This window comes from Enterococcus quebecensis, from assembly GCF_001730365.1.
In the GTDB taxonomy this organism is placed as follows: Bacteria; Bacillota; Bacilli; order Lactobacillales; family Enterococcaceae; genus Enterococcus_L; species Enterococcus_L quebecensis.
This window is the reverse complement of the sequence record NZ_MIKB01000001.1, coordinates 13,826-28,477: the sequence shown is the minus strand read 5'-3', so window position 1 is coordinate 28,477 and position 14,652 is coordinate 13,826. Positions and strand designations below refer to the sequence as shown.

The window sequence follows — 14,652 nt, the reverse complement described above, 5'->3', positions numbered from 1 at the left end:
GAGATTCAGATAAATATATCTACTTAGTTACGTGTGTTAAAAATTAGCTTGTTAAACGTCAAGTGTTATGGAATAATAGTTAGTAGCTATAATTTTTTTGAGAGGGAGATGAGAAAATGAATTTTATCAAACGTGCATTATGCAGTGTGACAAGAAAAAAAGGGAAATCGCTAATTTTATTTGCAGTGATTTTTGTGTTGGGAAATGTCATAGCAGGGTCGATCGCGATTCAGCAATCTACTCAGAACGTTGAAAAAAATATCAAAAAACAACTGGGTGGTATGGCAACAATTGAAATTGATTATGAAAATAATCAAGAAGAGGTTACCGCAGCAGAAGGTAAGCTTGAACAACTTGATGAGAAATTAATAAAAAAAATTGGTGAATCACCTTATGTGAAATATTACGATTATAATGCGAGCAGCTGGGCAGAGACGAAGGATTTGAAGAGCGTTTCAGCCAAAGAAGAAGAAGGTTTTGGAATGGAAGGATTCTCTTTGAAAGGCTCAAATTATTCCAAAATTTTAGATGTAGAAGAAAATAAAATCAAACTTCTTGAAGGCAAAGTCTTTACTCAAGAAGATATAGATAACGGAAAAAATGTTGGGTTGATTTCTTCAAAAGTTGCGGAAGAAAATGGTTTATCCGTAGGTGACCAGATGGTTATGGATATGAGAGGAAATAGTTTTAATGAAGATGGCAGTAAGAAAGAGCTACTTAAAATAGATGTTCCTATTCAAATTATTGGAATCTTTGAACCGACAACGGTTCAAATGAAGGATAAAGAAAACAAAGAAACAGAACAACAAAATTCCAATCAACAATTTGTTTCGTTGCAACAGATCAACACAATTTATCTGCCAAATAAAACAGTGTCGGATATCAGTAAAAATTATATTGAGAAGATGAAAAAAGTAGATCCAGAAAATCCGTACGTAAAAGGTGCGGAAGAAAATGATGGTGAATATTATACCCCGATTTACATCTTAAAAAGTCCTGATGATGTAGAAGCGTTTAAACAAGAAACTGAACCCTTGATACCAAAATTATATAAGGTAAGAGCTTCAACAGATCAATACGAAACTATTGGCGGAAGCATGAAAAAAATGTCTCAAATTTCAGGATATGTTGTTTTGATTGCAGTTATAGCTACGCTGTTAATTATTTCTCTTGTAGTTTTATTATTTATGCGTGATCGTAAACACGAATTAGGTATCTATCTATCATTAGGAGATAAGCGTAGCCATGTTATGGGACAAATCATTATTGAAATGTTGATTATCAGTGGTGTTGCTTTGATTCTTTCATTGATTACTGGAAACTTTTTAGGAAAAATGGTTTCAGAATCATTACTGAATAGCGATATACTAAACAGTACAGGTGATTCAATCAATGCGTTTGGACTGGATACATTAGATTCTATAGAGATTACAACTGATGATATTATGAATGCCTACGAAGTGAAGTTTTCATTAGGATATATCGTGACTTATTTGCTTGTTGGGTTGGGAACAGTATTGTTATCAGCGGTTTTACCATTGCTTTATATTGTTCGCTTGAATCCAAAAAAAATCATGATGTAGGAGGTAAGAAGAATGGCGATTTTAGAAACAAAAAATCTTAATTATTATTATCAAGATGGCGATCAACGTCGATTTATTTTAAAAGATACAAATGTTTCTTTTGAACAGGGTAAATTTTATACGATCTTAGGACAGTCCGGCTCAGGAAAGACAACATTTCTTTCGTTGATAAGTGCGTTAGACACGCCTAAGGAAGGTCAGATTTTATTGAACGGAAAAGATATTAAGACAATCGGTTATGAAAAATATCGTCGCGATGAGATTAGTATTATTTTCCAGAGTTACAATTTAGTCCCTTACCTTACAGCTTTGGAAAATGTCTTAGTTGCAATGTCAATTACAGATAACGAATTGCCTTCTAATCAGAAGGAAGTGGCATATAATTTATTAGATTATATTGGTATTACGAGTGAAAAAGCTGATCGTCTTGTGAATCAACTTTCTGGTGGTGAACAACAGCGTGTAGCTATTGCTCGTGCATTAGCTACAAATGTTGATGTTATTTTAGCAGATGAACCAACTGGGAACTTAGACGAAGGAATGGAACAAGAGATAGTCGATATTTTTCAAAATCTTGCGAAAGTTCACAACAAGTGCGTCATCGTCGTGACTCACTCAAATGATATTGCTGAGCAGTCTGATGAAACCTATTACCTGAAAAAAGGTGTGTTAAAAAAATATGAGTGATTTTTTATCGAATTTTAGCGGAGATAATTATGAAAAAATCCGCCAACAAAAAGATGAGCAGAAAGAAAAACAGAGTCAATCAGAGGCGAAAAAGAAAACCAGATCAGGAAGTCTTTCAATAAATAAGGACAAGCAAAGTACCGATAGAGTAGAAGCTAAGTCGGAAATGTCTTATGGTCCTAAAAATAGTAAGACAAATGTGTACGACACCTCTAAAAAAAATGAAGAACAGCCTAAGACTCATAGTGAACCAGAGAACTTAGAAGAGTTGATTTATACCAAAAAACGATCAAAAAAGAAAAAATATGAACCAAAAAAAGAACCAGCTGTTGCAGTAGAAACAGTGACAAATCAACAAAGAAATCCAGAAGAAATGATTGAGACAGATCCAACGTATAAAAAGAAACAAATTAGAAAATTCGTTTTAATCGGTTTAGGAAGTTTAGCGGCAGTACTAGTAATGTACTTTGGTTACTATCAAATGACACACGTAAAAGTACCCGATTTCGAAGGGAAAGAATTATCAGAAGTTCGTCAGTGGTCATCGGAAAATGGTGTGAAACTGCAAGTAGAACAGAAATATGATTTTGATAAAGCAGCGAATATAATCATCCATCAAAAAGTGAAAAATAAAAAAATTAAAAAGAATCAAGAATTACTGATTGATGCTAGCTTGGGACCTGACCCAGAAGAACCAGTTGCATTGCCAGATTTTAAATCAATGAAGCTTGATGAAGCAAAAGGTTGGATTAGTAAACACAAAGCAGATAATCTAGCCATCATTGAAGAATACAGTGATAAAGTAGCAGCAGGAGACTACTTAAAATTTGAAATTACAAATAAAGACGTCAAATCTGAAAACTACAAGCGTAAAGATAAAGCCAAGGTTTATTATTCAAAAGGAAAAGAAGTCTTTGAAAAAGATATCTCAGTGCCTGATTTTGCAGGGAAACCAAAAGAAGAAGCTGCAGAGTGGGCAAAGAAAAATGAAATTTCGTTAAAAGTAGATGAAGCAGATTCCGAAAAAGTTGAAAATGGAAAGATCATATCGCAAAGTATCGGCAAAGACACCAAAGTTGCAAAAAAAGAATCTATGTCAATCCAAGTTTCGACCGGTAAAGCTTTAGTAGTTCCAGATTTTTCAAACTTTACAGTGGAAGAAGCAGAATCGAAAGCCAATGGATTACAAGTACAAGTGAAACAAGTATTTAACGATTCAGTTCCTTATGGCCGTTTCATTAGCCAGTCTGTGGAGATAGGCAAAAAATATACTGAAAAAGATGAAAAACCGACGATTCAGGTTGTTTATTCATTCGGTAAGCCATACATCAAAGATTTGAAGGATAGTACATTAGAAGGTGATCTTCAAAAGATTTTTTATGATGAATATCAATCTAAGGGTGCTAACATCACGTATCAAGTTTACTATATTGATTCGACAGTGACTAAAGGAACCGTTGTAAAAATGAGTAGATATAATGAATTCGTACCAACTGATTGTGTTGTTCAAATCGGCATAAGTAAAGGAAACTTAAAACCAGAAGAAAATAAAAATTCAGAAAAACAAGAACAAGCAGAAAATTGATTTTAATGTTAAATGAGGGTGCAGCAAAACAACGTTTGTTTTGTCTCATCCTCACTTTTTCTTTTGAGGTGAATTGACTTGAATTGGGAATAATAAGTAAAAAAAAGTTGCTGATTTAGTAAATAGCAGAATGAAACATCAATAAAATCTTTAAATAATATCGAAAATTTTTTCATTTGCATAGGCTTTTCTGAAAGATATTGTTATAATGGTTTAGACAGATTTTGGATTGGAGGGAAAAATATGTTACGTTTTTTTCCGCAAAAAAATAAATACATACAAAAAGAAAGTACGTTTACTTTTAATAATGAGGGAGCAATTCCTAAACACGTAGCAGTAATTATGGATGGCAATGGACGATGGGCTCAAAATCGTCGTTTACCAAGAATCGCTGGGCACAAAGAAGGTATGAATACAGTAAAAAAAATCACAAAACATGCAAATAAATTAGGGATAAGAGTCCTTACTTTGTATGCATTTTCTACTGAAAATTGGAAGCGTCCAAATGAAGAAGTAAACTTCTTGATGCAGTTACCAGTTGATTTCTTTGATACCTTTGTGCCGGAACTAATCAAAGAAAATGTAAAAGTGCATGTTATGGGGTATCAAGAGTTTTTACCAGCTCATACACAAGATGCAATTGAACGTGCCATTGAGCAAACAAAAAATAATACTGGAATGGTTTTGAATTTTGCATTAAACTATGGATCAAGAGCTGAAATCATTACAGCTGTGAAAGAAATTGCTGAAAAAACAAAAACTAAGCAACTTTTGCCAGAGGATATTACTGAAAAGACAATTGCAGACCACCTAATGACTGGTTTTTTACCAGAAGAATTAAGGGATCCTGAATTATTGATTCGCACAAGTGGCGAGGAGAGAATCAGTAACTTTTTACTTTGGCAAATCGCATACAGTGAATTATTTTTTACAGATGCGCTGTGGCCTGATTTTAATGCCGAGCTATTGGAGAGTGCTCTAGCATCATTTCAAAATAGAAACCGACGTTTTGGCGGTTTAAAAGAAACTGAGGAGGAAGATAAATGAGACAGCGCGTTATTACGGCGGTCCTAGCATTGGTCATATTTATACCAATTATTTGGTACGGGGGGTTTGTTATTGAACTTGCGGCGGCCTTACTTGCAGTCGTTGGTGTATATGAATTATTTCGAATGAAAGGGTTGGAAATCGCTAGCTTTGAAGGCGTACTTTCAGCTTTAGGAGCCGTATTTTTAGTTTTACCGAAAGAACGTTGGTTTTTCTTTTTACCAGAAAAAGCGGATAATTTTATTTTATTTTATTTGACTGTCATGATTCTTTTGGGCGGATTAGTTGCTTCAAAGAATATGTATACCATCTCTCAAGCAGGATTTCCTGTAATCACAAGTTTATATGTAGGTGTTGGTTTCCAAAATTTTGTAAGTGCAAGACATACTGGATTTGTTGTTTTGCTTTATGCATTATTCGTTGTCTGGTCAACAGATATAGGTGCTTATTTTATTGGGAAACGTTTTGGGAAAAGAAAGCTTTGGCCAGAGGTTTCACCTAATAAAACGATCGAAGGATCACTAGGTGGTATTCTTTGTGCAGTTGTTGTCGCACTATTATTCTTGGTGTTAACGCCGAATAAAGAATTATTTGCATACAATTTGCCAATGATGTTGATTATAACAGTAGTCTTTTCAGTTGTTGGTCAATTTGGTGATTTAGTTGAATCATCTATCAAACGACATTATGATGTGAAAGACTCTGGAAATATATTACCAGGACATGGTGGCATACTGGATCGTTTTGACAGCTTACTTTTTGTTTTTCCAATCATGCATTTATTCGGGTTATTTTAATTTCTAAACAAGAAGGGAAGGTGAAAAACTCTGAATGTTCAGGGTTTTTCTTTTTAATATGAAAAAAATTGCATTGTTAGGTGCTACAGGTTCGATCGGTACAAGTACGATTGATGTGGTCACATCTTATCCAGATTTATTTCAAATCATTTCCTTAACGTTTCATTCCAATATTGAAGAAGGTTCGATTTTGATTGAAAAATTAAATCCCCAATATGTGGGCGTTGGTTCAAAAGAAATGGAAATTGAGCTTTCTCAGCGTTTTCCAAACATTGCATTTGGTGTGGGAGAGGTAGGGCTTATAAAGGCTGCAACACTTGATACTGTGGATGTTGTTTTGACTGCGGTTTCTGGAAGTGTGGGGTTAAAACCCACGATGGCAGCAATCGAAGCTGGTAAAGATATTGCTCTAGCAAATAAGGAAACGTTGGTAATGGCAGGAAAGTGGGTAATTGAAGCAGCAATTAAAAATAATGTGAATATCTTGCCCGTAGACAGTGAGCACTCGGCTATATTTCAATGCTTAGAAGGTCAAAAGAAAGACAATTTGAAGGAGCTAATGATTACGGCTTCTGGAGGAAGCTTTAGAGATTTAAGTCGTGAAGACCTGAAATCTGTGACTTTAGAACAGGCATTGAAGCATCCAAACTGGTCAATGGGTAAAAAAATTACGATAGATTCTTCAACAATGATGAATAAAGGGTTAGAAGTTATTGAAGCCCATTGGTTATTTGGGGTAGATTATGATAAAATAAAAGTTGTTTTACATAAAGAAAGTATAGTCCATTCAATGATTGTTTTAAAAGATGGTGCCTACTTGGCTCAATTAGGAGCTAGTGACATGCGAGAACCGATTCAATATGCGTTGACGTATCCAACTCGTTTACCCATAAAAAAAGAAAAAGAGTTTGATTTAACACAGATTGGTCAATTAAATTTTGAGGCGATGGATTTCGAGCGTTTTCCAATGTTGAAATTAGCTTTCACGGTTGGAAAAAAGGGCGGTGCGTATCCTACTGTCTATAATGCAGCTAATGAAATTGCTGCGGCAGCCTTCATTAATGAACAAATTTCATATCTGCAAATCGAACAACTTGTTCAAAGAGCAGTAGAGAACTACACTGAAACTACCGAAGTTACTTTAGCACAAGTGATTGAAATTGATAAAAAAACAAGAACTATCGTAGAAAGATGGATTAAGGAAGAAGGTCGTTTATGAAAACTATCATTACATTTATTATTGTCTTTGGGATTCTTGTCTTAGTACATGAATTTGGACACTTTTTCTTCGCAAAACGTTCTGGTATTTTAGTACGTGAGTTTGCGATAGGTATGGGACCCAAGATCTTTGCTCATCAAGGCAAAGATGGTACAGCTTATACGATTCGTATTTTACCGATTGGCGGTTATGTACGTATGGCTGGTATGGGAGAAGATGAAACGGAGCTAGCCCCCGGGATGACTCTTTCTGTTGAGTTAAATGAACAGGAAGAAGTCGTGAAGATCAATACAAGTAAGAAAATTCAGTTAACTAACAGTGTTCCAATGGAAATGTTGGAAGCAGATCTGGAAAAAGATTTATTTATAAAGGGTTATGTTAATGGTGATGAGTCACAAGAGATCACTTACAAAGTGAATCATGATGCTACAATCATTGAACAAGATGGGACAGAAGTTAGAATTGCACCAATCGATGTACAGTTTCAGTCAGCGAAACTTTGGCAGCGGATGTTGACAAATTTTGCAGGTCCGATGAACAACTTTATCTTGGCTTTTGTATTATTCACAGTTTATGTATTCATGCAAGGTGGAGTAACGTATACTAACACTAATCTCATTGGCGGAGTACAAGCAGATAGTCCAGCGGAAAAAGCTAGTTTGAAAGCAGATGATAAAATTGTGTCAATCGATGGACAATCAGTTGCTAACTGGGAAGGATTTACAAAGATCATTCAAGAGAGTCCAGATAAAGAATTAAATCTACTGGTCGAATCTGGTGGTAAAACAAGAGAAGTAGATATAACGCCTAAAAGTCAAAAGTCTGGTAAAAAAGAAATTGGTGTAATTGGAATTTTACCACCAAAGAAAACAGGCTTATCAGATAAACTACTAGGTGGTGTCCAAACAACTCTAGATAGTTCTATGCAAATTTTCAAAGCACTTAAATCACTATTTACTGGATTTAGTTTAGACAAATTGGGTGGTCCAGTAATGATGTTCCAAATGTCTTCAGAAGCATCTAAAGCAGGATTGAACACAGTGATTCTATTAATGGCTATGCTGTCGGTCAATTTAGGAATTATTAATTTATTACCAATTCCAGCTTTAGATGGCGGTAAAATTGTCTTGAATATTTTGGAAGGACTTAGAGGTAAACCTTTAAGTCAGGAAAAAGAAGGGGTATTAACACTCATTGGTTTTGGGTTTATCATGTTATTGATGGTGTTAGTTACTTGGAACGATATTCAACGTTTTTTCTTTAATTAAATAATTAGATTTTATGACGAATCACTTGAGGAGTTTCAACATATTCGTTTAAACAAAGGAGAGTTCTAATGAAACAATCAAAAATGCTAATCCCTACTCTACGTGAGGTGCCTAACGACGCAGAAGTCTTAAGCCATCAAATGTTGCTGAGAGCAGGCTATATTCGTCAAGTCTCAGCTGGAATTTACTCTTATTTACCATTGGCTAATCGGGTGATTGAGAAATTGAAAAACATCATGCGTGAAGAATTCGATAAAATTGATGCAGTTGAAATGCTGATGCCAGCGTTGCTTCCAGCGGAACTTTGGAAGGAATCTGGTCGTTATGAAACATACGGTCCTAATCTTTATCGTTTAAAAGACCGTAATGAGCGTGATTACATTCTTGGACCAACTCACGAAGAGACCTTTACGGAATTAATTCGTGATGAAGTAAACTCATATAAACGTCTACCGTTGAATCTATATCAAATTCAAACAAAATATCGTGATGAAAAACGCCCTCGTTTTGGTTTATTGAGAGGACGAGAATTCATTATGAAAGATGGCTATTCATTTCATGCTGATGAAGAAAGTCTTGATCAGTCCTATCGTGATTATGAAAAAGCATATTCAGCAATTTTTGAACGATGCGGCTTGAATTTCCGTGCAATTATTGGTGATGGCGGTGCGATGGGCGGAAAAGATTCTAAAGAATTTATGGCGATTTCTGATATTGGTGAAGATACAATTTGTTTCTCAACAGAAGGTGATTATGCAGCCAATTTAGAAATGGCAACTAGTTTGTATACACCTAAAAAATCACATGAGACACAATTAGATATAGAAAAAATAGCAACACCAGATGTTACATCTATTGAACAGGTTTCTGCGTTCTTTAATGTAGAACCACAACGTATTATCAAATCTGTTCTGTTCATGGCTGATGAAGAGCCTGTATTAGTTTTGATTCGTGGAGATCACGAAGTAAATGATGTGAAGCTGAAAAACTTCTTGGGTGTGGATTTCTTAGATGAAGCAACAGATGAAGATGCACGTAAATATCTAGGTGCAGACTTTGGCTCTGTTGGTCCAGTCGAGTTGTCTGAAGAAGTGAAATTATATGCTGATCTTCATGTCCAAGATTTAGCAAATGCTATTACAGGAGCTAATGAGACTGGTTTCCATTTAAGCAACGTTAATCCAGGACGTGATTTTACACCAATTAGTTATGAAGATTTACGTTTTGTACAAGAGGGCGATCCTTCACCTGATGGAAATGGTGTTCTAGAATTTACTAAGGGAATTGAAATTGGTCATATCTTTAAACTAGGTACTCGCTATAGTGAGTCTATGGGTGCAACAGTTCTAGATGAAAATGGCAGAGAAAAACATGTAATTATGGGATGCTACGGCATTGGAGTCAGCCGTTTACTTTCAGCAATTGTTGAACAAAATACTGATGAGAATGGCATTAATTGGCCAGCGGGTATTTCCCCATTTGATTTGCATGTTGTTCAAATGAATGTAAAAGACGAGTATCAAACAAAACTAGCTCAAGAAGTAGAAGAAGTAATGTCGGCTTCTGGTTACGAAGTATTAGTTGATGATCGTAATGAACGTGCAGGTGTCAAATTTGCTGATGCCGATTTAATTGGTTGTCCAATTCGTATCACTGTAGGTAAAAAAGCAGTTGATGGAGTTGTAGAGGTAAAAATTAAACGAACAGGTGAAATGGTGGAAGTTCGTAAAGAAGAACTTGAAAGCACATTATCTATTTTGCTGAACGCAGATAAAGAATAATAAAAAATGTTTGTGGAATCTGTCTTTATCAGATTTCGCAGACATTTTCTTGTTGGTTTTGGCTTGATAAAAGAGAAGAAAATAAAGAAGAGATCTTTTTGTTTACATTGTATTCCAACAAAAAAAATAGTATACTTAAATGTGGCGAGGCACTTGGCAGGAATGTCTAAGGGCCTCTTTCTTATCAAGTTGTCCAATTAAAAAGCTATTGGATTTTGTATATATTTAACTTCGCAGGTTAGCCTGTTCAGCTTTTAAAATAAGGAGGTTCTTTTAGTGGCAGAAAAGGCACAGGAGTTATTCGCAAAGTTGATTGATCAGATTCAGTTAAGTGACCAAGAACGTCAGCATCCTCTGATTCAACAGGGAAGAATCAACAAAGTAGTCGTTCATCAACAAAGTCGCTTATGGGAATTTCATTTAGGTTTCGCAGAAATTTTACCTGTGATGCTGTATCAATCATTCATGCAACAATTAGAACTTGCTTTTCAGCAAATTGCAGGGATATCTGTAAAAATCTCGGCGGACAAAACGGACTTTTCAGAAGAGCAATTAACGGACTATTGGCAACTAGCATTATTAAATAGTCAATGTGATACACCGTTGGTTCAACGCGTAATAAAAACACAAACCCCCATTATTGAGGATAAAAAAATAATTCTACCTGTTGACAATGAAGCAGTTATACCCTATTTAAAACAACAGTACTTACCAATTATTGAAGAGCTGTATATTAATTATGGTTTTCAAAAGTTTCATATCGAACCTAAAATGGACGAACAACAGGCCAAACGCGTGTTAGCACTATTCGAAGAGCGTAAACAAGAACAAGATGCTGCCTTCCAACAACAAGCAGCAGAATCACTTGTTAAACATGAGCAAAAGAAAAAGCAACAACAGCAGCAAGGGCCTGCACTTGAAGGGCCAATTCGTCTTGGCAGAAATATACCAAATGACGAACCGATCATACCTATGGAGAACATTTTAGAAGAAGAACGTCGAGTAACGATTGAAGGATTTGTTTTTGATGTAGAGGTACGTGAATTACGATCTAAACGTAAAATCTTAATTTTAAAGATTACTGACTACACCTCATCATTTATCGTTAAGAAATTCTCAAATGGCGAAAAAGATGAACAAATTTTTGACGCAATCCAAAAACATAGTTGGATACGAGTTCGTGGAAGCATTCAAGAAGATACATTCATGCGAGATTTAGTGATGAACTGTCAAGATTTGATGGAAGTAAAACATGCACCACGGAAAGATTATGCACCAGAAGGTGATAAGCGAGTAGAGCTTCATCTGCACAGTAACATGAGTACGATGGATGCAACAAACAATGTCGCTGATTTTGTGGCTCAAGCAGGGAAATGGGGACATAAGGCGATTGCCATTACAGATCATGGCGGAGCCCAAGGCTTTCCAGACGCCCACAGCGCAGGAAAAAAAGCTGGCGTGAAAATTTTGTATGGTGTGGAAGCCAATGTAGTTGATGACGGTGTACCTATTGCATATAATGAAGCCCACATTGAATTAAGTGAAGCGACCTATGTAGTATTTGACGTGGAAACAACTGGATTATCTGCTGTTTATGATACGATTATCGAGTTGGCTGCTGTCAAAATGCATAAAGGAAATATCATTGATACTTTTGAACAATTTATTGACCCGGGTCATCCCTTATCTCAAACAACAATCAATTTAACTGGGATCACAGACGAAATGGTCAGAGGATCAAAATCCGAAGAAGAAGTTCTTCGTTTGTTTAGAGAATTTTCAGAAGATACTATTCTAGTAGCGCACAATGCTTCGTTTGATATGGGGTTCTTAAATACAAGTTATGGCAAATACGATATTCCTGAAGCTGAAAACCCAGTTATTGATACATTAGAATTGTCCCGTTATTTACATCCGACATTTAAAAGTCATCGATTAAATACATTATCTAAAAAATTCGGTGTTAATTTAGAACAACATCACCGAGCAATTTATGATTCTGAATCCACTGGACATTTGTGTTGGATCTTTTTAAAAGATGCCAAAGAAAATCATAATATGAATTACCATGATGAATTGAATATGCATATTGGAGAAGGCGATTCTTATAAACGAGCCAGACCATTTCATGCTACGATACTAGCAACGACACAAGCTGGTTTGAAAAATCTTTTCAAGTTGATTTCAATGTCCAATGTTAATTACTTTTTCAGAATTCCTCGTATTCCTCGTTCTCAATTGAATAAATTGCGGGAAGGTCTGATCATCGGATCAGCTTGTTCCAATGGTGAAATTTTTGAAGCCATGATGCAAAAAGGTGTGGAAGAAGCAAAAAATCGGGCGAAATTTTATGATTATATTGAAGTAATGCCAAAAGCTGTTTATGCGCCGTTGATTGAGCAAGAGTTAGTGAAAAGCGAAGCCGACCTTGAAGAAATTATCACTAATTTGGTCAAGATTGGTGATGAGCTAGAGAAACCGGTCGTGGCGACAGGAAATGTTCATTATTTAAATGAAGAAGACAGTATTTATCGCAAAATTTTAGTTGGTTCTATGGGTGGTGCAAATCCATTGAATCGCCATAGTTTGCCAGAAGTTCATTTTAGAACAACCGACGAAATGTTGACGGCTTTCCAATTTTTGGGTGAAGAAACTGCTCATCGATTGGTTGTAGAAAATCCTAATGCAGTTGCGGATATGTGTGATGAAATTACACCAGTTAAAGATGATTTATATACGCCTAAAATTCCAGGTTCGGAAGATGAAATCAGAAATTTGAGTTATACTCGTGCCAAAGAGTTGTACGGTGATCCATTGCCTGACATTGTTGAAAAACGATTAAAAAAAGAATTAGATAGTATTATCGGAAATGGGTTCTCCGTTATTTACCTGATTTCACAAAAACTCGTGCACAAAAGTATGGAAGATGGTTATTTAGTTGGTTCCCGTGGATCTGTGGGCTCAAGCTTTGTAGCGACGATGACGGGTATTACAGAAGTAAACCCTTTAGCGCCGCATTATCATTGTATCAATTGTAAGCACTCTGAGTTTTTCGAAGATGGGTCATATGGTTCAGGATTTGACATGCCAGAGAAAAATTGTCCCAACTGCGGTCAACGTTTGTTTAAAGATGGTCATGATATTCCGTTTGAAACTTTCCTAGGCTTCCACGGAGATAAAGTTCCCGATATTGATTTGAACTTTTCTGGTGATTATCAAGCAGAAGCCCATAATTATACTAAAGTTTTGTTCGGAGAAGAATACGTTTATCGAGCTGGAACGATCGGTACAGTTGCGGATAAAACAGCTTATGGATTCGTGAAAGGTTATGAACGTGATCACAATCTACACTTTAGAGGAGCTGAAATTGATCGCTTAGCTAAAGGCTCTACAGGTGTAAAACGAACAACTGGACAACATCCAGGGGGAATTATTGTTATTCCGGATTATATGGATGTGTATGATTTTACGCCGATTCAATATCCGGCAGATGATCAAAATTCTGAATGGAAAACGACTCACTTTGATTTCCATTCCATTCATGATAATATTTTAAAACTCGATATTCTGGGACACGATGATCCTACTGTTATTCGTATGCTGCAGGATCTATCTGGAATTGATCCTAAAACGATTCCAACTGACGATCCTGAAATGATGCGGATTTTCGCGGGACCTGAAGTATTAGGTGTGACTCCCGAACAAATTTACTCTAAAACAGGCACATTGGGGATTCCAGAATTCGGTACTCGTTTTGTACGAGGAATGCTGGAAGAAACACATCCATCAACTTTTGCGGAGTTACTACAAATCTCTGGACTTTCTCATGGTACGGATGTTTGGTTAGGGAATGCTGAAGAATTGATTCGTAGAGGTGAAGCAACCTTAGCAGAGGTTATCGGCTGTCGTGATGATATCATGGTTTATCTGATTCACTCAGGATTAGACAGTGGGATGGCATTTAAGATTATGGAAACAGTGCGTAAAGGTTTATGGAATAAAATTCCTGATGAATTAAGGGAAGAATATTTAACGGCTATGAAAGAAAATAATGTGCCAGACTGGTATATTGATTCTTGTTCAAAAATTAAATACATGTTTCCAAAAGCCCATGCAGCAGCTTATGTTCTAATGGCTTTACGGGTGGCGTACTTTAAAGTGTATTTCCCAATTCTTTACTACTGTGCTTATTTTTCTGTACGTGCAGACGATTTTGATTTAGTTGCCATGTCACAAGGAAAAGAAGCAGTAAAAGCTCGAATGAAAGAGATTCAAGATAAAGGATTAGAAGCATCTACGAAAGAGAAAAATCTATTGACTGTTTTAGAACTTGCTAACGAAATGATTGAACGAGGTTTTAAATTTGGCATGATCGACTTATATAAATCAGACGCGGAAAATTTCGTGATTGATGGAGATACCCTGATTGCACCGTTCAGAGCTGTCCCTAGTTTGGGTCTCAACGTTGCAAAATCAATAGTTGATGCAAGAGAACAACCCTTCTTATCTAAGGAAGATCTTGCAAGTCGAGGAAAAGTTTCTAAAACTTTAATCGAGTATATGAATGAAAATGGTGTGCTGAAAGATTTACCAGATGAAAACCAATTATCATTATTTGACATGTTATAAAAAGTCAGAGGCGATTGATCTCAAGTTATAAAAAGAAATCCACGAAAATTGATTTT

General features: G+C 35.9%; 9 protein-coding genes. All 9 read left to right on the top strand.

The window, feature by feature from the left end; translation table 11 throughout:
* The first annotated feature begins 116 nt into the window (after nt 1–116).
* On the top strand, nt 117–1,583 hold the full coding sequence (locus BCR23_RS00105) for an FtsX-like permease family protein (RefSeq protein ID WP_069633473.1): 1,467 nt from the start codon (nt 117–119) through the stop codon (nt 1,581–1,583).
* Between the two features lie 12 nt (nt 1,584–1,595).
* Nucleotides 1,596–2,270, top strand: a complete 675-nt coding sequence (locus BCR23_RS00100) for an ABC transporter ATP-binding protein (protein WP_069633472.1) — start codon at nt 1,596–1,598, stop codon at nt 2,268–2,270.
* Nucleotides 2,263–3,855, top strand: a complete 1,593-nt coding sequence (locus tag BCR23_RS00095) for a PASTA domain-containing protein (RefSeq protein ID WP_069633471.1) — start codon at nt 2,263–2,265, stop codon at nt 3,853–3,855. Before BCR23_RS00100 ends, BCR23_RS00095 begins: the two co-directional genes overlap by 8 nt.
* A gap of 243 nt (nt 3,856–4,098) precedes the next feature.
* Nucleotides 4,099–4,902 (top strand): isoprenyl transferase, encoded by an 804-nt coding sequence (locus BCR23_RS00090; protein WP_069633470.1) that lies wholly within the window; start codon nt 4,099–4,101, stop codon nt 4,900–4,902.
* Entirely contained in the window at nt 4,899–5,699 is an 801-nt protein-coding gene (locus BCR23_RS00085) for a phosphatidate cytidylyltransferase (protein ID WP_069633469.1), read from the top strand. Before BCR23_RS00090 ends, BCR23_RS00085 begins: the two co-directional genes overlap by 4 nt.
* A 58-nt stretch (nt 5,700–5,757) precedes the next feature.
* Complete coding sequence (locus BCR23_RS00080) at nt 5,758–6,918, top strand: 1-deoxy-D-xylulose-5-phosphate reductoisomerase (RefSeq protein WP_069633977.1); 1,161 nt, start codon at nt 5,758–5,760, stop codon at nt 6,916–6,918.
* A complete protein-coding gene (gene rseP, locus BCR23_RS00075) occupies nt 6,915–8,186 on the top strand; it encodes an RIP metalloprotease RseP (RefSeq protein WP_069633468.1) in 1,272 nt (423 codons plus the stop codon). Before BCR23_RS00080 ends, rseP begins: the two co-directional genes overlap by 4 nt.
* Nucleotides 8,187–8,254: 68 nt before the next feature.
* Nucleotides 8,255–9,967 carry a proline--tRNA ligase gene (locus BCR23_RS00070; RefSeq protein WP_069633467.1) on the top strand — a complete coding sequence of 571 codons (1,713 nt, stop codon included), beginning with the start codon at nt 8,255–8,257 and terminating at the stop codon, nt 9,965–9,967.
* A 276-nt stretch (nt 9,968–10,243) separates the two neighbouring features.
* A complete protein-coding gene (locus BCR23_RS00065; RefSeq protein ID WP_069633466.1) occupies nt 10,244–14,596 on the top strand; it encodes a PolC-type DNA polymerase III in 4,353 nt (1,450 codons plus the stop codon).
* The last annotated feature ends 56 nt before the right edge of the window (nt 14,597–14,652 follow it).